At 28.7% G+C, this 20,066-nt stretch carries 24 protein-coding genes; 13 read left to right on the forward strand and 11 right to left on the reverse strand.

Features of this window, described 5'->3' with window-relative positions:
* The first annotated feature begins 56 nt into the window (after positions 1 to 56).
* The 4 genes from ABIV_RS13815 to ABIV_RS07270 are packed head-to-tail and all read left to right on the forward strand — an operon-like array spanning position 57 to position 3,207.
* Positions 57 to 176: a FeoB-associated Cys-rich membrane protein gene (locus ABIV_RS13815; RefSeq protein WP_114839232.1), complete on the forward strand. Its 120-nt coding sequence runs from the start codon at positions 57 to 59 to the stop codon at positions 174 to 176.
* Positions 173 to 427 carry a FeoA family protein gene (locus tag ABIV_RS07260; protein WP_228254270.1) on the forward strand — a complete coding sequence of 85 codons (255 nt, stop codon included), beginning with the start codon at positions 173 to 175 and terminating at the stop codon, positions 425 to 427. Before ABIV_RS13815 ends, ABIV_RS07260 begins: the two co-directional genes overlap by 4 nt.
* Entirely contained in the window at positions 427 to 2,904 is a 2,478-nt protein-coding gene (gene feoB, locus ABIV_RS07265) for a ferrous iron transport protein B (RefSeq protein WP_114839233.1), read from the forward strand. Before ABIV_RS07260 ends, feoB begins: the two co-directional genes overlap by 1 nt.
* Positions 2,905 to 2,907: 3 nt before the next feature.
* A complete protein-coding gene (locus tag ABIV_RS07270; RefSeq protein WP_114839234.1) occupies positions 2,908 to 3,207 on the forward strand; it encodes a hypothetical protein in 300 nt (99 codons plus the stop codon).
* 29 nt (positions 3,208 to 3,236) lie between these two features.
* Here ABIV_RS07270 and ABIV_RS07275 read toward each other — a convergent pair whose 3' ends face one another.
* Positions 3,237 to 4,256, reverse strand: coding sequence for an aldo/keto reductase (locus ABIV_RS07275; RefSeq protein WP_114839235.1), 1,020 nt, complete (start codon positions 4,254 to 4,256; stop codon positions 3,237 to 3,239).
* A gap of 22 nt (positions 4,257 to 4,278) precedes the next feature.
* Positions 4,279 to 5,256, reverse strand: coding sequence for an SLAC1 anion channel family protein (locus ABIV_RS07280; protein WP_114839236.1), 978 nt, complete (start codon positions 5,254 to 5,256; stop codon positions 4,279 to 4,281).
* A 51-nt stretch (positions 5,257 to 5,307) separates the two neighbouring features.
* On the opposite strand from ABIV_RS07280, the gene ABIV_RS07285 reads away from it, so the two are divergent.
* On the forward strand, positions 5,308 to 5,511 hold the full coding sequence (locus ABIV_RS07285; protein ID WP_114839237.1) for a malate dehydrogenase: 204 nt from the start codon (positions 5,308 to 5,310) through the stop codon (positions 5,509 to 5,511).
* Between the two features lie 69 nt (positions 5,512 to 5,580).
* On the opposite strand, the gene ABIV_RS07290 is transcribed toward ABIV_RS07285, so the two are convergent.
* Genes ABIV_RS07290 through ABIV_RS07330 form a run of 9 tightly spaced genes read right to left on the reverse strand, consistent with a single transcriptional unit; the run spans position 5,581 to position 12,648 of the window.
* Positions 5,581 to 6,108 (reverse strand): histidine phosphatase family protein, encoded by a 528-nt coding sequence (locus ABIV_RS07290; protein WP_114839238.1) that lies wholly within the window; start codon positions 6,106 to 6,108, stop codon positions 5,581 to 5,583.
* Positions 6,109 to 6,118: 10 nt separating this feature from the next.
* Positions 6,119 to 6,874 carry an adenosylcobinamide-GDP ribazoletransferase gene (locus ABIV_RS07295; protein ID WP_114839239.1) on the reverse strand — a complete coding sequence of 252 codons (756 nt, stop codon included), beginning with the start codon at positions 6,872 to 6,874 and terminating at the stop codon, positions 6,119 to 6,121.
* Positions 6,858 to 8,252, reverse strand: a complete 1,395-nt coding sequence (locus ABIV_RS07300) for a cobyric acid synthase (protein ID WP_114839240.1) — start codon at positions 8,250 to 8,252, stop codon at positions 6,858 to 6,860. Before ABIV_RS07300 ends, ABIV_RS07295 begins: the two co-directional genes overlap by 17 nt.
* Positions 8,253 to 8,256: 4 nt before the next feature.
* Entirely contained in the window at positions 8,257 to 8,760 is a 504-nt protein-coding gene (locus ABIV_RS07305) for a bifunctional adenosylcobinamide kinase/adenosylcobinamide-phosphate guanylyltransferase (RefSeq protein ID WP_114839241.1), read from the reverse strand.
* Positions 8,761 to 8,762: 2 nt separating this feature from the next.
* Positions 8,763 to 9,821 (reverse strand): nicotinate mononucleotide-dependent phosphoribosyltransferase CobT, encoded by a 1,059-nt coding sequence (gene cobT, locus ABIV_RS07310; RefSeq protein ID WP_114839242.1) that lies wholly within the window; start codon positions 9,819 to 9,821, stop codon positions 8,763 to 8,765.
* A gap of 8 nt (positions 9,822 to 9,829) precedes the next feature.
* Positions 9,830 to 10,453 (reverse strand): 5,6-dimethylbenzimidazole synthase, encoded by a 624-nt coding sequence (bluB, locus tag ABIV_RS07315; protein ID WP_114840479.1) that lies wholly within the window; start codon positions 10,451 to 10,453, stop codon positions 9,830 to 9,832.
* On the reverse strand, positions 10,440 to 11,117 hold the full coding sequence (locus ABIV_RS07320) for a precorrin-2 C(20)-methyltransferase (protein ID WP_114839243.1): 678 nt from the start codon (positions 11,115 to 11,117) through the stop codon (positions 10,440 to 10,442). Before ABIV_RS07320 ends, bluB begins: the two co-directional genes overlap by 14 nt.
* Positions 11,118 to 11,125: 8 nt before the next feature.
* Positions 11,126 to 11,968 (reverse strand): sirohydrochlorin cobaltochelatase, encoded by an 843-nt coding sequence (locus ABIV_RS07325; RefSeq protein WP_114839244.1) that lies wholly within the window; start codon positions 11,966 to 11,968, stop codon positions 11,126 to 11,128.
* Positions 11,968 to 12,648 carry an energy-coupling factor ABC transporter permease gene (locus tag ABIV_RS07330; RefSeq protein ID WP_114839245.1) on the reverse strand — a complete coding sequence of 227 codons (681 nt, stop codon included), beginning with the start codon at positions 12,646 to 12,648 and terminating at the stop codon, positions 11,968 to 11,970. Before ABIV_RS07330 ends, ABIV_RS07325 begins: the two co-directional genes overlap by 1 nt.
* 285 nt (positions 12,649 to 12,933) lie before the next feature.
* On the opposite strand from ABIV_RS07330, the gene ABIV_RS07335 reads away from it, so the two are divergent.
* Genes ABIV_RS07335 through ABIV_RS07370 form a run of 8 tightly spaced genes read left to right on the forward strand, consistent with a single transcriptional unit; the run spans position 12,934 to position 20,062 of the window.
* The gene (locus tag ABIV_RS07335; RefSeq protein WP_114839246.1) at positions 12,934 to 14,211 is read left to right on the forward strand and encodes a cobyrinic acid a,c-diamide synthase CobB; all 1,278 of its coding nucleotides are present in this window, start codon (positions 12,934 to 12,936) and stop codon (positions 14,209 to 14,211) included.
* Positions 14,201 to 14,911 (forward strand): precorrin-8X methylmutase, encoded by a 711-nt coding sequence (locus ABIV_RS07340; RefSeq protein ID WP_114839247.1) that lies wholly within the window; start codon positions 14,201 to 14,203, stop codon positions 14,909 to 14,911. Before ABIV_RS07335 ends, ABIV_RS07340 begins: the two co-directional genes overlap by 11 nt.
* Positions 14,901 to 15,371 carry a (2Fe-2S) ferredoxin domain-containing protein gene (locus ABIV_RS07345; RefSeq protein WP_129088498.1) on the forward strand — a complete coding sequence of 157 codons (471 nt, stop codon included), beginning with the start codon at positions 14,901 to 14,903 and terminating at the stop codon, positions 15,369 to 15,371. The genes ABIV_RS07340 and ABIV_RS07345 overlap by 11 nt, the downstream gene beginning before the upstream one ends.
* Positions 15,364 to 16,098 (forward strand): uroporphyrinogen-III C-methyltransferase, encoded by a 735-nt coding sequence (cobA, locus tag ABIV_RS07350; protein ID WP_114839249.1) that lies wholly within the window; start codon positions 15,364 to 15,366, stop codon positions 16,096 to 16,098. Before ABIV_RS07345 ends, cobA begins: the two co-directional genes overlap by 8 nt.
* A 6-nt stretch (positions 16,099 to 16,104) precedes the next feature.
* The gene (gene cbiD, locus ABIV_RS07355; RefSeq protein WP_114839250.1) at positions 16,105 to 17,130 is read left to right on the forward strand and encodes a cobalt-precorrin-5B (C(1))-methyltransferase CbiD; all 1,026 of its coding nucleotides are present in this window, start codon (positions 16,105 to 16,107) and stop codon (positions 17,128 to 17,130) included.
* A 4-nt stretch (positions 17,131 to 17,134) separates the two neighbouring features.
* Positions 17,135 to 18,310: a precorrin-6Y C5,15-methyltransferase (decarboxylating) subunit CbiT gene (cbiT, locus tag ABIV_RS07360; protein ID WP_114839251.1), complete on the forward strand. Its 1,176-nt coding sequence runs from the start codon at positions 17,135 to 17,137 to the stop codon at positions 18,308 to 18,310.
* Positions 18,310 to 19,053 (forward strand): precorrin-4 C(11)-methyltransferase, encoded by a 744-nt coding sequence (gene cobM / locus ABIV_RS07365; RefSeq protein WP_114839252.1) that lies wholly within the window; start codon positions 18,310 to 18,312, stop codon positions 19,051 to 19,053. The genes cbiT and cobM overlap by 1 nt, the downstream gene beginning before the upstream one ends.
* The gene (locus ABIV_RS07370) at positions 19,046 to 20,062 is read left to right on the forward strand and encodes a cobalt-precorrin 5A hydrolase (protein ID WP_114839253.1); all 1,017 of its coding nucleotides are present in this window, start codon (positions 19,046 to 19,048) and stop codon (positions 20,060 to 20,062) included. Before cobM ends, ABIV_RS07370 begins: the two co-directional genes overlap by 8 nt.
* The last annotated feature ends 4 nt before the right edge of the window (positions 20,063 to 20,066 follow it).

Below are 20,066 nucleotides of genomic sequence, written 5' to 3' on the forward strand. Positions count from 1 at the left end.
ATTTCTTTTTAATTTATTGATAGTAATTATCATAATTATACCTATAAAGGACTCTCTTGGAAAATCTAATCATTATAATCATTGCTCTACTTGCAGCTTTTTACTTATTTAATAAAATATTTAAAAACAATGGTTGCAATTGTGGTAGCAAAAATTGTGGAACAAAAAAGAAATGACTAAAACTATGCAAAGTGATATTAAAAGTTTAGCTCTTTTAAAAAATGGACAGAAAGCAAAAATAAAAAAACTTCATACTAAAGGAAAGCTTTTACACAAACTTCTTGATATGGGTTTTATAAATAATGTTGAAGTTGAAATAATCAGAGAAGCACCACTTTTTGACCCTATGCAACTAAAACTTCATAATTATCATCTAAGTATAAGAAGAAGTGAAGCAAAACTTATTGAGATAGAGGAAGTAGTTTAATGAAAAAAATCAAAGTAGCTCTTGCTGGTCAACCCAATTGTGGAAAATCAACTATCTTTAACTTAGTAAGTGGAATAGAACAACATATAGCAAATTATCCAGGAGTAACTGTAGATAAAAAGACTGGATATTTTACTTATGATAAACACCGAATTGAGATGGTTGATTTACCAGGTACTTACTCTTTTAGCTCTTACTCTTTAGAAGAGAGAGTTGCAAAAGATTTTATTTTAGATGAAAATCCTGATGTAATAGTGAATGTTATTGATGCTTCAAATATTAAAAGAAATTTGTATTTAACTTTCCAACTACTTGAGATTGGTAAACCTGTAGTAGTTATTTTAAATATGATGGATGTTGCTACAAGAAGAGGCATAAAAATCAACTCAAAGAAAATATCTGAGATGCTAAATTGCCCTGTTGTAGAAGCAAGTGGAGCAAAGGGTCTTGGTGCTGAAGATATTATGAAATGTATTGTAGAGACTTCTAAAAATGAAAACAACTATAATGAATTTAAAATAAATTATGATGAGTTTGAACACCATATAAAGAATGTTGAATCTAAAATTTCTAAAACTAATGCACTTCAAAATAGAAGATGGTTAGCTATCAAAGCTTTAGAAAATGATAAAACTATTGTAGATAGATTAAAAGAAGATGTTATAGATATTGAAGAGCTTATTAAAAAAGAAGAAAACTCTTTTCATAATAATTATGATAAAGATCCAGCCTCTTTTCTAGCTTCTTATAGATATGAAGCAGCCGATATTATTTTTCATAAAACAATACAAGAGACAAATAAAGGTAAAGAGACCCTTACAGATAAAGCTGATAAAATCATATTAAATAGATACCTTGCTATTCCTATTCTAATCTTTTTTATGTTTATGGTTTATCAAATTTCTATTGTATGGGGATATAAACTTACAGATTATACTTGGCCTATTTTAGCTTCATTTAAAAACTTTGTAATTGATATTTTACCTGAGGCTAATTTTACTGATGTTCCTATGATTACAGATTTTGGTATTTGGATGGTAAATAGTGCAAATGCTCTTATGAACTATCTTCCTATCTTTTTTATACTTTTTGCACTTATTGCAATTATGGAAGATGTAGGATATATGCCTAGAATGGCTTTTATTTTAGATAGAGTTTTTAGAAGATTTGGGCTTCATGGGCAATCTACTCTTCCTTTAGTTTTAGGTGGAGCTATGGTTGGAGGTTGTGCTGTGCCAGGGGTAATGTCCACAAAAGGGATTGCTGATGAAAGAGCAAGAATGGCTACAATATTCTCTGTTCCATATATGAATTGCCTTGCAAAAGTACCATTTTATACCCTTCTTTTAGGAGCCTTTTTTAAACCTGATATGGCAATAATGATGTTTTTTATCTCTACTATTACACTATTTATTGCAATGATTGTTGCAAAATTTATTACTAGTACGATTTTAAAAACAAGAGAGACTGCTCCTTTTTTAATGGAATTACCTCCTTATCATCTACCTACTTTTAAAGGTGTGATAATTAGAGCTAGTCAAAGAGTATGGATATATATTAAAAAAGTTGTGACTATTGTTCTTGCTGTAGCTATTATACTTTTTGCCATGCTTCAATTTCCAGGCTTAAAAGAGGAATCAAAAATTGAGTTTGAAAATAAATCTATCCTTGCTCTAAATAATTTTGATAAGAAAGTTAAAGATTCTATCTATTATGAAGAGATTAATACAAAAGAAGAAGTAATAGCCTTATTAAACTATTATGATAACTATAGAGCAAAAAGAATGACAATCTCTTCAAATGAAGCTGCAAAAGCTCTTGATGGAAAATTCTTAATAAAAAATGAACCTTTCTTTAAATATATAAAACCAAAAAGGGATAAAGAAGCAAAAAAAATAAATAAAGCACTTAGAGATCTCTCTTCAAAAAGAAAAGCTATTTTAAGAGAGATGAAAAATGAAAAAGTAGAGAACTCTTTACTTGGTATGACAGGTCGTGCCATTGAACCATTTTCTCAATTTGCTGGATTTGACTGGAAGATAAATGTTGCCTTTTTAAGCTCTTTCGCAGCAAGAGAGAGTGCAGTAGCAACTCTTGGTTCTTTATATGAAAACAATAAAGCAGATAATATGAGAGCAGAAGAAGCTATGGCTTTAAATAGTGGATATACTCCTCTTCATGCTACTGCAATTATAATTTTCATGATTTTAACTCCACCTTGTATTGCAACTATGATTGTTGTAAAAATGCAAACTAATAGTTACAAGTGGATGTTATTTGCTATTTTCTTTCCAATCTTTTTAGGAATAACTCTTGCTTCACTAATATTTACTTTAGGGAATACTTTTGATTGGAGTGGTTTTGAGGCAATGAGTTATTTTTATATAAGTGTAGTCTTAACTACAATAATAATTGCCCTATTCCCACAAAAAAATCAAAATTGGAATGGTGGCTTAAAAATTAAAAACAAAGGATAAAAAATGAAAAAAACATTAATAGGTTTGGCTTTATTAAGTAACTTCTTATTTGCACATAGTGCTTTAATGAGTTGCTTTAATAATGGAGATAATACTATCACTTGTGAGGGTGGTTTTAGTGATGGAAGTAGTGCTAGTGGTGTAAACTTTTTTATATTACAAGGTGATAAAAAGATTTTAGAAACAAAAATGAATGAAAATAGTGAAATAACTTTTAATATACCAAAAGGTTCATATAGTGCAGTGTTTGATGCAGGAGAAGGACATCAAATTCATGTAAAAGGTGAAGATATTACAGAATAGATATTTATAGGGAACTTTCCCTATAAATATTAACCCATTGGATATAAGATATCTTTTTGAATCTCTTCTATTTTTCCCATTAATTCATTATCAATTTTGAAATCAAATGCAGCAAAAGAGTCATCAAGTTGAGATAAAACTCTTGCTCCAATAATAGTTGAAGCAATAAAATCAAAATGCATAGAATAAGCCACTGCAAGTGTTACAGGAGATATTCCATACTCATCTGCAAGATACATATATCTTTTTGTAGCTTCTAAAGTTTTATCATTTACAAATCTATTTGCCATAGCTTGTACTCTTGTACTTTTGTTTTTCATATAAATACCAAATCTTGAATCTTCTGGATAAAAACCACCATTATATTTACCACTTAAAACTCCTCCACCTATTGGAGAGTATGGAAGTAGTGAAATATTTTCTCTACGGCATACATTTGCTAACTCATCATGAAATCTTGGATTTAAAAGAGAAAAGTTATTTTGAATAGACTCAAATCTAGCTAAATTATTATATTTTGAAACTTCATTTGCTTTTGTTAGACCATAGGCACTATCATTTGAAGTTCCTAAATATCTTACTTTTCCTTCACGTACTAGCTCATCAAAAGCTTTCATACTCTCTTCAACTGGTACAACTGTATCAGGCCAGTGCATTTGGTAAAGGTCAATATAATCTGTTTGAAGTTTTTTTAGACTCTTTTCAACTGCTCTTTTAATATGAAATGAATCAATAGAAGTTAAGCCATGTCTAATTGGAGGTACAAACCATCCAGAAGCAGCTCCAGCTACTTTTGTAGCTAAAATAACTGATTCTCTAGGTTTTGTTTTTAACCACTCCCCTACTATCTCTTCTGTAATTCCTGCTGTATCTGCTTTTGGAGGTACGGGATAAAGTTCAGCAGTATCTAAAAAATTTATTCCTCTATCATATGCTTTATCCATTATTTTAAAAGCTTCTTCTTTTGTTGTAGTAGAACCAAATGTCATTGTTCCTAAACAAATTGGAGTAACTCTTAAACCACTTCTTCCTATATATCTATATTTCATTATTATCCTTTCTAAAAGAAGATTACTCCATTATACATATCTCTTTTTTAAACATATGTTTAATAGTCTCTTTTGCAACTAAAAATACCACAAAAGTTGTAATAAAAGCTAAAATATAAGATAAAACAGCATAAAAACTATTAGAAGTTAAATCATACATCAACAAAGTCGCTAAAGTAACTGCTGCCATAGGGAAAGTAAAAGCCCACCATGAGATAAAGAATTTAATATTTATATAGTTTTTGTACATCACAAATACTAAGATAGTAAAAAATAGAGCCAAACTATAAAGAATATGTGCAAAAAAATCTAAAGAAGAAGTAAGTTTTATATATGAAATAAACCCTATTGCAGGAGGAGCAATAAGAATAAATAGTGTTGGCATAAATTTTGCAGCAAATTGATTATGAAAGATAATTCTATTTAAAATAATAGCAAATAAAATTATCCAAAAGAAAATTCCTATTGAGAAATAAAAATATAAAATAGAATCATCAATAAAACCTTTTCCAGCAATTGGAACAATGATATTTCCAACTATTGGGATAAACCAAGCAGGATTTGAATGTTGTACTTCAAGATTATTATTTATCCAATATTTAATAGTATAAAAAGTAAAGAAAATATGAACTACTGCTCCAAAAATAAAAAAGCCAAAAGATAACTCTTGCCATAAATTTCTATATAAAAGTGACAATAAAAGCATAGAAATAGAAAAAGCAGCAAAAAAATTTACTCTTATAGGATGAGCTAATTCTTTTTTTACTTCCTCTTTATATTTAAAAAACTTCTTTCCATAAAGAAAAAAAATTATAAAAAAAAGTAGAGTTGAAACTATAGTAAAAACCAAAGAAATAAAATAAGAGAAAGATAAAATCTCTTCCATTTTTGAAAAAACTAATGAAAGTCCAGAAAATCCCATTACAACTGCAAACATCATAATTGGAAAAAATTGAAGTCTATTTGAAGGAATATGTTTGATAGTTTCAGATTGCTTCATGTAAAATACCTTTTAAAAAAATAGCTTATAATGGTTTGACGAAGGAGAAGGATGGCTAAAAAACCACTTATTGATTTAAACTCAATGAATATTGAATATGAGCAGGATAATAAAACAATAAAGTTAAAAACTTTCAATAAGAAGAGTATGACCGTTGATATATCAATCTGGGAAAACGGTCAATTTATAGAAAGCACTACCATTGTTTTTGCTCACTTACCAAAAAGTGTTAAATCAAAAATCAAACCATTATAATGTTGAATTATATATCAAATAAGTTAAAACTATTATTAATTAAACTTATTTATTAATTATAAGCTTAGATTATATTTTAATCTCTAGGCTTTCCAAATATGAGATTGAATAACTACTCTCTTCATATTTTATATTTGTTAAAAGAGAGTGAATTAGCTTAATTGTTCCTCCATGGGAACAAACTAAAATATCCTTATTTTTAGGAAGAGTAGCTAAAAAGTTTTTTACTCTTTGTTTGTACTTTTCAATTGATTCTAAAGCAATAAACTCATGCCAAACTTCAAAAGAAGATAAGTATCTTTCATCATAGATGGGCATCTTTGAAATCTCATCAAAGGATTTCCCTTCAAACTCATCTTTAAACTTTATTTCCCTTAATCTTTCATCTTTTATATAAAAAAGTTTTAGTAAATCTAGAGTTTGTGTACATCTTTTTAAATCAGAAGAGTAGACTAAATCATATTTTTGTTTTTGTAAACTTTCTATTTTTTTATAGTCTACAAGTGAAGTATCAATTTCTAAATCAATATGTCCATTGTAACACTTTTGATTTTTTAAAGCTAATGGTGCATGTCTTAGGAAAGTTATAATAGCCATTGATTTTCTTTTAATTTAGCCAAAATAAGCAAACTGTTATAAAAAGAACTATCTCAACAAATTCCAAATTAAAACCTAAAGTATCCCCATTTAGAAAACCAAGATTCTTTTCTAAAAATAGTGAGAATAAAAAAGTAAAAACTAAAGCTATAAAAAATAGTGTAAAGGCTTTAAAACCAATAAGAACTAAACATACTATAAAATAAAGAGCAAAGGCTATTTTAAAGCTTGTAAATGAGCTTTTCATTAAGCCTACAAAAGAGGATTTAAACTCATTTGTTTTTGTCATAAACTGTACTGATACTCTACTTATAATAGCAATTGCAATTATTTCTAAATACATTTGATTTAAAAAAAGCATCACTAAGGCTGCTACTTTAATACAAACAAAGCCTAAAGCATATAAAAAGCCCATAGCTCCAATTGTAGGCTCTTTTATGACTTTATAGGCATCTTTACCACTATGTTTAGCGTATAAAGCATCTACCACATCTAAAATAGCTTCAGTATGAATAAAACCATAAAACATCATATATAAAAAAGCACAAATAATTGCTCCAAGATAAGATAAATCTTCTAGAAGATAAAAAGCAAGACAAGCCCCAAGAGATAAAACAGCACCCACAAGAGGAAGAAAAAACATTAAATAGTTGATAATCTCTTTTTTTGATAAGTCTACATTATTATCAAACTTTATTGGTATTATTGAAAAGTAACTAAAGGCAAATTTTAGTCCTAATATCAAATCTTTATTCACTAATTTCATTTATTATTCTTTTTATATCTAATCTCTTTTCTAAAGAACAAATAAAACTATCTATATGCTCTTTTTTATAGGCTTTAAAATCAAACTCTTTATACTCTTGATGTAAATCTTTAAAAAGATAAGTTCTAAATTCATCTGAATCAAAAACTCCATGTACAAAAGTTCCATAGATATTTCTGTTTTGATAAAAAAGTGGATATTTTTTACTCTTCCCGTGATGTATTTCAAAACCTTCAAGCTCTACACCAAAGATTTCATAACTTCCTTTTTCTAGTGTTTTCTCTTTTTCAAAAACTATTTCATCATCTATGAAACTAAACCCCTCTTCTTTTGTAGGCTTATCATTTTCTAAAGCATAACAATCATTAAGAGTTTCAAACATCATCTCATAACCACCACAGATACCTAAAAGTTTGCCTTGATATGCTTTTATTCTATCAAATAAGCCATTTTCTTTTAGCCATTTTAAATCTTTGATTACAAGTTTAGAACCAGGCATTATTACCATATCAAATTTATCTAATGAAATATTTGTCTCTACAAACTCTAAATTGATTTGCTCATGGGCTATTAAAGGCTCAAAATCATTATAGTTACTCATATACGGATAAAAAATAACTGCTATATTTAAAATTGCATTTCTACTATTTTGAGCGTAGTTTTTCAAGCTTTGAGAATCTTCAAAACCTAAATTAAAAGGAGTATAAGGTAATACCCCTAAAACAGGTATTTTAAAATCCTCTTCTATTATTCTAACACCTTCATCAAAAAGAGTTAAATCTCCTCTAAACTTGTTTACTATTACACCAATTACATTCTTACGAAGTTTTTCGGGCAATAAATGGTAAACTCCATAAATAGAAGCAAAAACTCCGCCTTTTTCAATATCTGCAACAAGTATAATTTTTGTATCAAACTCATCAGCCATATAAATATTTGAAAGGTCTTTATCCATAAGATTAAGCTCTACTGGACTTCCTGCACCTTCGCAAACTATACAATCATACTTTTCATTAAGATAGTTAAAACATCTATTTACAGCTGGTTTAAGTAAATCTAAGTCTCGGTAATACTCTCTTACATCTTTATTTGTAACAACTTTACCTTCAACTATAAGAGAAGCAGAACTTCCTCGTCCTGATTTTAAAAGTACTGGATTTAGATGATAAGAGGTTTCAACTCCTAAAACTTTTGCTTGAAAGTATTGAGCTACTGCTATTTCACTACCATCATCACAAACAAAAGCATTGTTTGAAACATTTTGAGCTTTAAAAGGAGCTACACTATAACCCATCTTTTGTAGAATTTTTGCTATTACAAAAGTGATTGTAGATTTACCAGCATCACTACTTGTACCAAAGATTGATATATTTTTCATTTCTTTACTTTAATCTACTTGCTAAGCCAAGCTTCACTTCATAAACTTCATCACAAATCTGTGCTAATTTTTGTCCAACAATTCCTGTCATATCTACAAACTTTCTACTTTCACTATCAAAGGGAATGATTCCAGAGTTTACATCATTTAAAACAAAAACAATATTTGCATCAAGCTTTGAAATCTCTTCTAATTGAGTTATTAAATACTCTTCATCTTCTTGAATATTGTTAAATAACCACATAGACATACAATCCACTAAAAAAGTTTCCTCAGCCTTTAAATTTTTTGGTAAAACCTTTAGTAAATCTTTTGGTTCTTCTATTGTAAGGAATTCATCTTTTCTTTGAAGCTTATGCTTATCAATTCTTTTATGCATCTCTTTATCATTAAAACTATTATCATAGGTTGCTAGATAATATGGTTTCTTAGAACTTAGACTTAAAGCCTTTTTTTCTGCTAGATTTGATTTACCAGATTTTTGACCACCAAAATATAGTATTTTCATTTTTAACCTAAAAAACTTTCTACTTTTTGAGTAAGCTCTTCTTTTGAAATTCCATTTAATAAAGCATAAGTTAATGCACCACCTGCTCCAACTCCCTCTTTTGCTTCCCCTTCATCATAAAGCTTTAAAGCAGGATGTTCTGATAATGAAAAGTCAAAGTCAGCATAATAAGCACTTACTTTTAAATCATTTAATTCTAAAAGTGCTTTTATATCACTCTTTTCATCTTCATAAACCCATTTTGTAGTACAAAGAGCAAGATTTGAAGTCTCTAAATGTCCTTCCATCTGTTTTAAAACTGAATTTACAATCAATAAAGCACAAGCCATTTGAGTACCACCAGCTAAAATTACTTTTGTTTGATTATTTAAACCTAAAAGAAATCCTGCTACAAAGATAAGCATATTATCTGATACCTTTGAAAGTCTGGCAAAAATATCATCACTCTCTTTTATATTTGAAAGTGCCTTTTCAATTGTTTCATTTCTTATATCATTTGGTACATTTTTAAAACTACTACTAAACATCTCTTTACACTCATAACCTAAAGCAAGAGCAGTTGTTGCGGCTGTTGTTGTACCACTTGGAACAGATTCAGCAAGAATAATATAATCATCTTTACACTCAAACTCTTGTCCAAAATCTAAACCCTTTTTAAATACATCCATTGCATCAATATTTGCACCTGTTGAAATATCTTCAGAAGGAGCAATACTGAAATCATGTGTTTTAAAATAATCTATCTTAGGTAATACTTGTACTCCTAAGTTTAAAACTTCAATATTTGAAAAAGGTTTTAAAAGATGAGTAGCCCTTGTAAGCAGTGCCGGAGTTGGTACGCCTTTAGGAGTTTCTGCAATAGATTCTAAACTTCTAACTTCTCCACATGTTAAAAACTCACTATCTAATGTAGGAGTTAGATATATTTTCCCTGGTATTCCAGCTTGTGTAATTCCTTCAATATCAGCAGTTTTTGTATTACTTATTGCTAATAAAAAAGTTGCTCTTTTACCTCTTAAAAACTCTATTAAATCATTTGTACCAAGAATATTTTTTATCATAACTTTTCCTATAACTTTGTAATTTCTTCAAGAGTTTTTTTCTTTTCCCAACCAATTTTTTTAAGTTCTGGTTCATCTATAAACTCTTTTACATATCCAACTGTTAAATATGCAATCAATTTATAATCTTCATTTATATCTAATATTTTCTTAATCTTTTTTGGTTTTAAAATACTAACCCAACCTACTCCAATACCATAAGCTCTAGCCATAAGCCAAAAATTTTGAATAGCACAAACAACGCTATATTCTCCGACTTTTTTTTGAGTAGTTTGACCTAAGACATCTTTTTTAGGTTTTTTATATAAAACGGCAATATTTAAATAAGACTCTTTTATACCTTCAAGTTTTAAGTTTGGATAGATTTCATTTGTTTTAAAAATCTTTTTTGCTTTTTTATTCTCTTTTTGAAAGTTTTTGTAGACTTTTTCTCTTTGTTTATTATCTTTAATTATTATAAATTTCCAAGGTTGAGAAAAACCTACTGAAGGAGCATTATTAGCAGCTTCTAATAATTCATTTAAAATAGTATCATCAATCTTTTTATTTAAAAATCTATTCCCTCTTATGTCTCTTCTTGATGATATTATATCTTTTAATGAGGAAATAGCCTTTTTATTAAATTTGTTCATTTCTATTATGAAAATCAATAAATAGAGTCATATATTTATCAACCTTCTCTTTTTTATGTTCCAAAATCGTCTCACCTTTGTAGTTTAGATTTTCAAAGGTATATATATCATTTTTTTCTTTTATTTTATCTGTAGTCATTCCAATTTTTGGTCTCATATAAACAGTTGTAAAAGGAACTTTTCTTTTATGTAAAGGTCTTATAATAAAACTACTATCACCTACACAAAGTGGTTTTTTAACCTTTGCAGAAGCATGAGAAAAAGAAGTAACTCCAGGAATAACTTCACTATTTTCATAAACTTCTTTATGTTGTTCTTTTATAATATCCAGTAAATAGTATACAGTACTATAAACAGCACTATCTCCTAAGGTTACAAAAGACAAGCTATCATATTTTTTAAAAGAGTCTTCGATTATATCAACTTGCCTTTGCCAATCATCAGTTTTAAACTTCATTGGAGTATACATTGGAATAATATCTTTTTCAAAACCATACTCATCCATAAGTTTTTTAACTATTTTATAAGTCATTGACCTAGTAAAACTATTATCTGCACTTTTTGTAGGAATACAGATTGCATCACATGTTTGTAAAGCTTTTAAGGCCTTTAAAGTGATTAGTTCATAATCACCAGGGCCTAAAGATACCATATATAACTTCATATATTTTCCTAATATGTCATTGTTTTATGACTAATACCAAGCATCTTAAATGACTCTTTGATATTCTTTATAAAAATCTCTTGTGTTTGAGGTAACTCTAAAAGATTAAAGTTCTCACTTTGTGTTAAAGAAGGTGCAATAAAAGACTCAAATTCATCACTTAAATCATCTTTTATTTCAAACATATCTTTTATATAATGATTTCCACTAACTAAAAGTAAAGGAACAACTTGAACCTTTTTAAAGCCTTTTGATTTAATCTTCTGTTTTATTGCATCATTAATTGCAAAATATGGGAAAGCTCCTTCTAAAGAACAGGCAAAATTTCTTTCGTCAATCATCTCAAGCAAATCACTTGTATAAGAAATAGAATCAATTCCAACTGTATTTAATTTTGGTGTTCCATGAATAATATATAAGTTTGCAGTATCCTCTTTACTTACTTGCTCATTTAAATTTTTTAAATACGATGTTGTATCTTTTGTAGTTGTTAATAAAGCATTAGTAATACCAAGATTTGCCAAAGAAAAGTGTTTAAAACCATCAACAATTTTCTTTAAAAACTCATGTTCATCAGTAGGATAGATATTTACAGAAACTACCACCACATGTTTGTATCCTTGCATATCTACATCTGCAAGAGTTTGTGGAAGATTTTTATAAATCTCTTTTTTCTTTTTCTTTAAAAGTTTAATTACCATTCTTGAAGAAAAAGAGGTAAACACCTCACAATCTGGGTATTCCTCTTTTACTTTAGCTTCTAAGTCCAAATATTTTTGTTGTTCAATAACTGAACCAAAACAAGCTAATACAATAGCTCTTTTTCTATTGTAATGTCTAAATCTTTTCATTATTTTGCGCTATTATATAATCTTGCCTCAACATAAGGACTTGATTTGAAACTACTTAATGCTTTTGCACCTGCAAGAACTGCTAAATCAATAAATGGTTCTAAAATAACAACACTCATATATGCAGAACTAAATGCTAATACGGCATTTAAATTTTCAACACCAAAACCTTGTCCATATAGAGCCCAAAAAGCAACCCAAGTAACAATACCACCTTGATACATTAAAGATAGTTTTAAAGCATCTTTATATTTAATATCTTTGTAAGCCATATTTTTAGGAATAATTCTATTTGCTACATACATCATTGCAAATAAAGGCATTAAAAGAGTAGTAACATTAATCGCATATTGTGGTAAATCAAAAGGTGCGAAAAATAGACCTTGAACTAATAAACCTGCTGCTAAACCAAATGCTGTAGGAGCAGCTCCTAAAATTAAAAATAGCGTTGAACCTAAAATAAAGTGTACCTCAGATACCCCAACTGGATGATGAGGAAACACCTCAAAAAACATAAATACTAAAATAGTAGCAACTAATGTTTTAACTATTGTAGGTAAAAACCCACTGTTTTTGATTGTCTCAACTGCTAATTTTGTAGCAATACCAAATGAAACGGCAGCCGTCCCATAACTTAAAGCCATTTTTGCGCCATGCACAACACCTGCTTCTATATGCATAGGTAGTCCTTTATTAAAAAATTAAAATGTAAAGTAAAATTTGTAATCTAAAATTGATTATTTTGTTAATGTTAGTAAAATTTGAGAATTTTCTGGGGGATCTAAAGAATTTATTTCGTTTTCATAAGCTCTTTTGTGGTATAAGTTGTTATTAGTTTCTACACTACATAACTTATTTATTGTCGAAAACATCGCAATTGTTGACAATTTAAAGTAACGTTTATTATACCCTCTAAGATTTTTCATGGCTGAAGTATAGCTAAAAAAAATTATATAGAGGTAAAAGTGAACTCAATTCTTATTTCTGCTGTTTCATCAAATCAGGGAAAAACTATTCTTTCTACTGCATTACTATACTATTTTAAAAAGAGTGTAAGACCTTTTAAAATTGGTCCAGACTATATTGATCCACAATTTCATGAAATAGTTTGCAACACAAAATCAATAAATCTTGATACCTTTATAATGAATGAGCCTCAAGTAAAATGGCTTTTTAATAAATACTCAAATAAAGAAGTTTCTATCTTAGAAGGAGTAATGGGCTTTTATGATGGTATGGATAAAGGTTGTTCAGCTTATGATATAGGAAAATTATTAAATATTCCAACTATTTTACTTCTTGATGCTAGCGGTTCATATATAACTATTAGTGCTGTATTAAAAGGTCTTAAAACCTATAAAGAAGATAACACTATAAAAGCTATTGTTTTAAATAAAGTCTCTTCAAAAATGCACTTTGAATTAATCAAAAAACAAATAGAACAAGACTTCCAAGGTAAAAATGAGATAAAAGTACTTGGCTGGATAAAAAAAGATTTACCAAGTTTAAGAGATACTCACTTAGGACTTGATTTAAAAGATGCAAAAAAAGAGGTCTTAGAAAATATCTCTAAAGAGGTTTTAGAGAATATTGATTTAGAAACTTTAAAAGAGATATCTTTATATGAAAAAGAATCTATATCAAACTATCCCTTTGAAGAGATAAAAAAGATAAACAAAAAAGCTACTGTTGTTTATGATAAAAACTTCTCCTTCTTATATCATGATAACTTAGAAACTTTAAAAGAGTTATTTAATGAAGTAGAAGTTATTAGTTCAACTAAAGATGAAAAAATTAGCTCTAATAGTGACTTTGTATTTATACCAGGAGGTTATGTAGAAACAAAAGAAGCCTATGAAAGAGTTAAAAATTCACAAAACTTCAAAGCATCATTAATTGAACATATAAATAAAAACAAACATATCTATGCAGAGTGTGCAGGGCTTTTATATTTAAGTAAGGGTGTAGATAAAAAAGAGATGGCAAAAATCTTAGAAGTAAGCTTTTCACTTACCAATAAGAGAGTACGTCTTGGCTATTACTATAGTCAAAGTGGTTTAAAAGGTCATGCTTTTCACTATACAAAACCCCTTGATACTTCTTTGGGCTGTGATATTTTAAGTAAAAAGATTAACTCAAAAGGTGAAGTAGGAGCTTGGAAGAAAAAAAATGTATATGGAACTTATCTACATACAATGTTTAGAAATAATATAAATATATTAAAGGATTACTTTGGAATTTAAACTAGAACAACCACCAATAAATATTGGTGCTGATATTTCAAATAAATCATTTGAAATGATTAGTGAAGAATTAAAAGATTATAAAAAAATAAATGAGTTTGATGAAGCACAACAAGAGGTAATAAGTAGACTTATTCATACTACTACTTGTTTTGATGAAGTATTAAACAATATCTACTTTTCAAAAGATGCAATTAAAAAGGTGCAAAAACTACTATTAAACAAAGCAAAGATAATAGTTGATGTAAATATGATAAAAGTTGGACTTAGTGACTTTTATTTAAAGCAGTATGAAAATGAAGTTGTATGTTATATCAACGAACCATTTACATATGAAATGGCAGAAAAAAACAAAACAACAAGAAGTTATGCAGCTGTAGTTGAGGCTATTAAAAAACATAAAGATGAGCCTTTAGTACTTGCATGTGGAAATGCCCCTACTTTTATCTATGCTGCAATTAATACGTTAATAGAGCAAAAAGTAGATTTAAACAATGTTGCTTTACTACTATTTCCAGTTGGCTTTGTAAATGTTGTTGAATCAAAAGCTTATGGTAGAAAGTTCTGTGACCATTTTGATGTAGCAGGGATTATTATGGAAGGAAGATTTGGAAGTTCTACTATGACAGTAGCAACTCTTCATGCCATCTATAAGCTAATCAAAGATTATGATAAAGATGAGAAATATAATGGAAAATAAAAAAGAAGTACTTTACAACACAATGGGTAGTGTTGTAGCAGATGGTTTTACTTGTAAACCAAAACAGTTTGATGCAAATAAACCTATTATGCACTTTAAAACTCAACTTTTTTTATGTGATGATGAAAGATGTTCAAAGGCTCACAAAGGAAAAGATGTTGCAGCTACTTTAAGAGAAGTTATAAAAGAGTTAAATCTATCAAAGGGTGAAGAGAGAATCAAAGTTGTAAGAACTGGTTGTTTTGGAGCTTGTAGATTTAGATCTGTTGCTAATATTTATGAAAATACACAAAGAAATGGATATTTGGAAAATAATGCTATTTGGCTTAAAAATGTTCATCAGTATGATAAAGAAAAGTGGGTAAAATTATTTAAAGCATTAAGCAATAATGAAAAACTTGACATGGCTGAATTTAAAATAGTTCCTATGTCAGAAATGGACACATACAAAAATGATTAAAAAAATATATTTAGTTGGTGCAGGACCTGGAGAGTTAGATTTACTTACTCTAAAAGCTGTAAAGATAATAGAACAAGCAGATGTAATTTTATATGATGCCTTAGTAAATGAAGAGGTTTTCCAGTTCTGTAAAGAAGATTGTCTAAAAGTTAATGTAGGAAAAAGAAAAGGTAAACACCTAAAACAACAAGAAGAGATAAATGAGCTTTTAGTTGAGTATGCAAAAACCCATGAAGTTGTTGTAAGACTAAAAGGTGGAACTCCTTTTGTTTTTGGTCGTGGATATGAAGAAGTTAGAGCTATAAAAGAAGCTGGCTTTGATGTAGAGATAGTATCAGGAGTAAGTTCAACAACTTCTGTACCAGAAAGCTTTATGCTACCACTTGTAGATAGAAAATTCAATGACTCATATAGAACTATTACAGGACATGATATTGATGTTTTTAAAAGCATTGTTAAATCATACCATGATAGAGAAAACCTAATTATTACAATGGGTGTTCACAATATTAAAAATATCGTTGAGTATCTTCTAAGTATTGATTTTCCAAAAGACTTACCAATAGCAGTATTAAGTAAGGGAACAACAAATGATTCTTCACAAAAAATATTTACCCTTGATGAGGTAAACAAGCAAAATGAAGAGTTTTTTGAAGAGTTAAAAAAACTTACTCCAGCGATACTATTTATTGGAAGAACAATTCACGCAATGAAAGAGATTCAATAATAGCTTATGTCTGAAAAAAAAGTTTTAAGAAAAGGTTATACAACAGGAACTCACACAGTTGCTGCATTTAGGTCTTGTTTAGATACATTTTTAGTTACAAATTCTCAAACAACAACTAAAACAAATAAAATAGACAATGATGATTTAGATGTAACAAAAGGGTGTGAAATAGTTGTATGCCTAGATTTTGATATAGAAAACTTTTTATTAAATCCAACTTTTCAAAAACCTCAAATTTTTTCTTGTGGAACAAATAGTTTAGAAATATATGCTGGTCTTGGTGTGGGAGTAGTAACAAAAAAGGGACTAAAAATACAAGCCCCCTATCCTGCTATAAACCCTGCTCCATTAGAAGCTATGCAAGAGTATTTTGAAATAAAAACAAAAAATAAAGAAGATTTACATTTAAAATGTTGTGTAAGCGTTACAAATGGTCAAGAAATAGCCAAACAAACAGCAAACTCAAAAGTTGGAGTACTTGAAGGTATCTCAATACTTGGAACAACAGGAATTGTAAAACCTGTATCAAGTTCAGCGTATATAGACTCAGTAAAAACTGAAATAGAATTTGCTATACAAAATAACTATGAAACCATCTATTTTACCCTTGGAAACTCTGCTTTTAAAGTAGCTTGTTCTAAAGCAGATGAAGAGGCAATCATAGAAATAGGAAATTTTGTTTATGATTCAGTTGAACTTGCAACAAAACAAAATGCAAAAGAAGTAATCTTTTTGTGTGGAATAGGAAAGATGACAAAGGTTTATCAAGGCTTTAAAAATACCCACAATAGATTTGGAGTAATTGACTTTACAAAACTTCAATTAGACATAAAAGAGAACCTAGGCTATGAAGTTGATATTGAAGCAACTTTAACAGTAAAAGGTATATCCCAAGAGCTTGAAAAAGTGGGATTACTTGATGCTTTTTATGAAATGATTACAAAAAAAGCAAACAAACAAATAAAACAATGGTTTAAAACATCAAATGTAAAAGCCATAATATTAGAACAAAAAGAGGTGTTAGGATGGTAAAAACATGGTAACAATAGCTGGTAATGGTATGGGAGATTATACCTTTACAAATTTAGACTTTGATATTAGCAGGTTTGATAAGATTATCTGTGATTCAAACTTCAAAGAAGAGGCTTCAAATATTCTAAAACTAAAATATAAAGAAGCAAAAGAGTATCTTTTAGAAAACTATGACAAAGAAGAGATTTTATATGTAGTTACTGGTTCGCCTCTATTTTTTTCGGCTGGAACAATTATTGCTAAAAACTTGCCAAAAGACAGAGTGAAAATCGTAAATAACACATCTTCTAAGACTTATATGTGCGAGAAACTTTTTATTAGTGAAACTGAAATTGATGTAGTTTCTTTACATGGAAGAGTTGATTTTGATTTACAAAACTTTTTACAAAATAAATACACATTTGTACTTTGTGATAAGTTTACAATAGCAAGATTAAAATCTGCCCTTTCTTTTTTCAAAGCTAAAAGTATAACTACAACTATAGGTTATAAGCTAGGATTTGTAGATGAAAAAATAGAAGAGATAAATTTACTTCAGTTTGATGAAAAATCTCTTGATTTATCTCAACCTTTTGTATTACTTATTAAAAAAGAGTTCGAATCTAAAAATATCATTAGTGAAGATGTAGAGTTTGAAACTGAGCGAGGTATGATTACAAAAAAGTATAAAAGACAACTTACTTTACAAAACCTTGATTTAGAACCAAACAATCTTTTATGGGATATTGGTGCAGGAAGTGGTTCTTGTGCAATAGAAGCATACAAAAGATACAAGGTTAAAACAACACTTTTTGAAAAAAATGAAACAAGAGTAGAGTTTATAAAACATAATCTAACAAATCATTATGTAGTAAATACAAAACTACTAGTTGGTGAAGCTCAAGAACACTTTAACAGCTTAGAAGAAATACCACAAAGAATATTTGTAGGTGGTGGTGGAGTTGAAGTTATAAAACAACTTCCAAAGCTTTATGAAAAGTTGGACAAAAAAGGAATTATGCTTATAAATGCAATTACTTTAAAACATCTAAACCTAATGTTAACTGTATTAAATGAAGCAAGTATAGAGTATGAAATTCACTCAATCTCCCTTACAACTTATAAAGGAAAACTTGATTTAGTAGAACCTGAGAGACAACTATTTCAAATAAAAATAAAAAAACAAGAAGAGGAAAACTGATGGTATATTTTATAGGTGCTGGTCCAGGTGACCCAGACTTAGTAACAGTAAAAGCACAAAAGATACTTCAAAAAGCTGATGTAGTTTTATATACAGGTTCACTTGTACCCAAAGAAGTTCTTTCTTGGTGTAAAGATGAGGCTATCATAGAAGACTCTCAAGGAATGAAATATCCAGAGATATTTGCTTTTTTAGAAAAATACAAAGATAAAGTAATAGCAAGAGTTCATACAGGGGACCCATCTATTTATTCGACTATTGCAAAGCAAATAGAATTCTTACAAGAGCAAAATATAAAATATGAAGTTATACCAGGTATCACGGCAGCTTTTGGTGCTGCTGCTAGTCTTGGGATAGAATACACTATTCCAGGAGTTTCTCAAACAATTATTTTATCTCGTGTTGAAGGAAAAACTCCAAACCCTGAAAAATTAGAGAATATACTTGCTTGTAAAAACTCATCTTTAGTATTTTATCTATCAATTTTACTTCTTAAAAAATTAAAGAAAAAAGCTCTTGAAATGGGATATTCACCAGATACTCCTTGTTGGGTAGTTGAAAAAGCCACTTGGAAAGAAGAACAAATTTTCAAAGGAACAATTTCTGATATTGAAAATCAAGTTTCACATATAAATGGTGTAGCTTTAATTCTATTTGGAGACTTTCTAAAGCAAGAAGAGACAGAGGAATCACATCTTTATGTTAAACCACTTGTAAAAGAGTTAAAGGGAAAAAATGAGTAAATTAAAAATAGCTCTTGTCTCTATAAATCAACCAAGCCTTGACTCAGCTTCAAGATTAGTAGACTATTTAAAAGATTATGAAGTAGTAATTTATGGAAAAAAAGATTTAGAACACTCTTTAAACAACTTTAAAACTTATGAAAAAATAGATACTGTTTTAGAAGATGGTTGGAAAAAATATGATGCAATAATTTGTATCTTAGCTATGGGAATTGTTGTTAGAAAGATTGCACCTCTACTTGAAAGCAAAGCAACAGACCCAGCTATTATAGTTATGAGTATGGATTTAACAAAAATCATTCCACTTCTAAGTGGGCATATTGGTGGAGCAAATGAATTAAGTGAAATTATTGCTTCAAGATTACCAAACTGCATGAACTTTGTATCAACAGCAACAGACCAAACAAATACTTTTGCTTTTGATATGTTTGCAAAGAAAAACAGTTTTGAAATAGAAAACCTAAAATGTTTAGCAAAAATCTCAAACTCCCTTCTAAACAAAAAAGAAGTAGAAGTTAAAACTTATGAGAGTATTTTTGAAACAATTTCTAATAAAACAAATCTAAAAAGAGTAGATGAATCATCAAATGAGCTTTGCGTAAATATAACTCCATTTTCAGATGAGAATTTAACCTTAAAACCTAAAGTATATTTAGGTATTGGTTGTAATAGAGGAACTTCTTTTGAAGATATTGAAGAAGCTTTTTTTTGGTTTTTAAAAAAGTATGCTCTAAAGAAAGAGCAAATAGAAAACATAGCTTCCTTTGAAGCAAAAGCAGATGAAAAAGGACTTTTAGAGTTTGCAAAAAAATACAGTTTTGATATTAAATTTTATAATGAAAAAGAGATAAATTCCCTTGAAAAAGAGTTTAGTCCTTCACAAGCTACAAAGTTTTTTGGACTAAAAGGAGTGGCAGAGCCCTCTTCTATTTTGATTTCAAAATATAAAGAGTTAATAATTAAAAAAGAAGTTATCTTCAAAAAAATCACAATTGCAGCAGCAGTATAAAAAA

This window comes from Halarcobacter bivalviorum (assembly GCF_003346815.1).
GTDB lineage: Bacteria > Campylobacterota > Campylobacteria > Campylobacterales > Arcobacteraceae > Halarcobacter > Halarcobacter bivalviorum.

Coding starts and splice junctions, on each gene's coding strand:
- ABIV_RS07260 (WP_228254270.1), top strand. CDS start 173: ATGACTAAAACTATGCAAAGTGATATTAAAAGTTTAGCTCTTTTAAAA.
- feoB (WP_114839233.1), top strand. CDS start 427: ATGAAAAAAATCAAAGTAGCTCTTGCTGGTCAACCCAATTGTGGAAAA.
- ABIV_RS07270 (WP_114839234.1), top strand. CDS start 2,908: ATGAAAAAAACATTAATAGGTTTGGCTTTATTAAGTAACTTCTTATTT.
- ABIV_RS07275 (WP_114839235.1), bottom strand. CDS start 4,256: ATGAAATATAGATATATAGGAAGAAGTGGTTTAAGAGTTACTCCAATT.
- ABIV_RS07280 (WP_114839236.1), bottom strand. CDS start 5,256: ATGAAGCAATCTGAAACTATCAAACATATTCCTTCAAATAGACTTCAA.
- ABIV_RS07285 (WP_114839237.1), top strand. CDS start 5,308: ATGGCTAAAAAACCACTTATTGATTTAAACTCAATGAATATTGAATAT.
- ABIV_RS07290 (WP_114839238.1), bottom strand. CDS start 6,108: ATGGCTATTATAACTTTCCTAAGACATGCACCATTAGCTTTAAAAAAT.
- ABIV_RS07295 (WP_114839239.1), bottom strand. CDS start 6,874: ATGAAATTAGTGAATAAAGATTTGATATTAGGACTAAAATTTGCCTTT.
- ABIV_RS07300 (WP_114839240.1), bottom strand. CDS start 8,252: ATGAAAAATATATCAATCTTTGGTACAAGTAGTGATGCTGGTAAATCT.
- ABIV_RS07305 (WP_114839241.1), bottom strand. CDS start 8,760: ATGAAAATACTATATTTTGGTGGTCAAAAATCTGGTAAATCAAATCTA.
- cobT (WP_114839242.1), bottom strand. CDS start 9,821: ATGATAAAAAATATTCTTGGTACAAATGATTTAATAGAGTTTTTAAGA.
- bluB (WP_114840479.1), bottom strand. CDS start 10,453: ATGAACAAATTTAATAAAAAGGCTATTTCCTCATTAAAAGATATAATA.
- ABIV_RS07320 (WP_114839243.1), bottom strand. CDS start 11,117: ATGAAGTTATATATGGTATCTTTAGGCCCTGGTGATTATGAACTAATC.
- ABIV_RS07325 (WP_114839244.1), bottom strand. CDS start 11,968: ATGAAAAGATTTAGACATTACAATAGAAAAAGAGCTATTGTATTAGCT.
- ABIV_RS07330 (WP_114839245.1), bottom strand. CDS start 12,648: ATGCATATAGAAGCAGGTGTTGTGCATGGCGCAAAAATGGCTTTAAGT.
- ABIV_RS07345 (WP_129088498.1), top strand. CDS start 14,901: ATGGAAAATAAAAAAGAAGTACTTTACAACACAATGGGTAGTGTTGTA.
- cobA (WP_114839249.1), top strand. CDS start 15,364: ATGATTAAAAAAATATATTTAGTTGGTGCAGGACCTGGAGAGTTAGAT.
- cbiD (WP_114839250.1), top strand. CDS start 16,105: ATGTCTGAAAAAAAAGTTTTAAGAAAAGGTTATACAACAGGAACTCAC.
- cbiT (WP_114839251.1), top strand. CDS start 17,135: ATGGTAACAATAGCTGGTAATGGTATGGGAGATTATACCTTTACAAAT.
- cobM (WP_114839252.1), top strand. CDS start 18,310: ATGGTATATTTTATAGGTGCTGGTCCAGGTGACCCAGACTTAGTAACA.
- ABIV_RS07370 (WP_114839253.1), top strand. CDS start 19,046: ATGAGTAAATTAAAAATAGCTCTTGTCTCTATAAATCAACCAAGCCTT.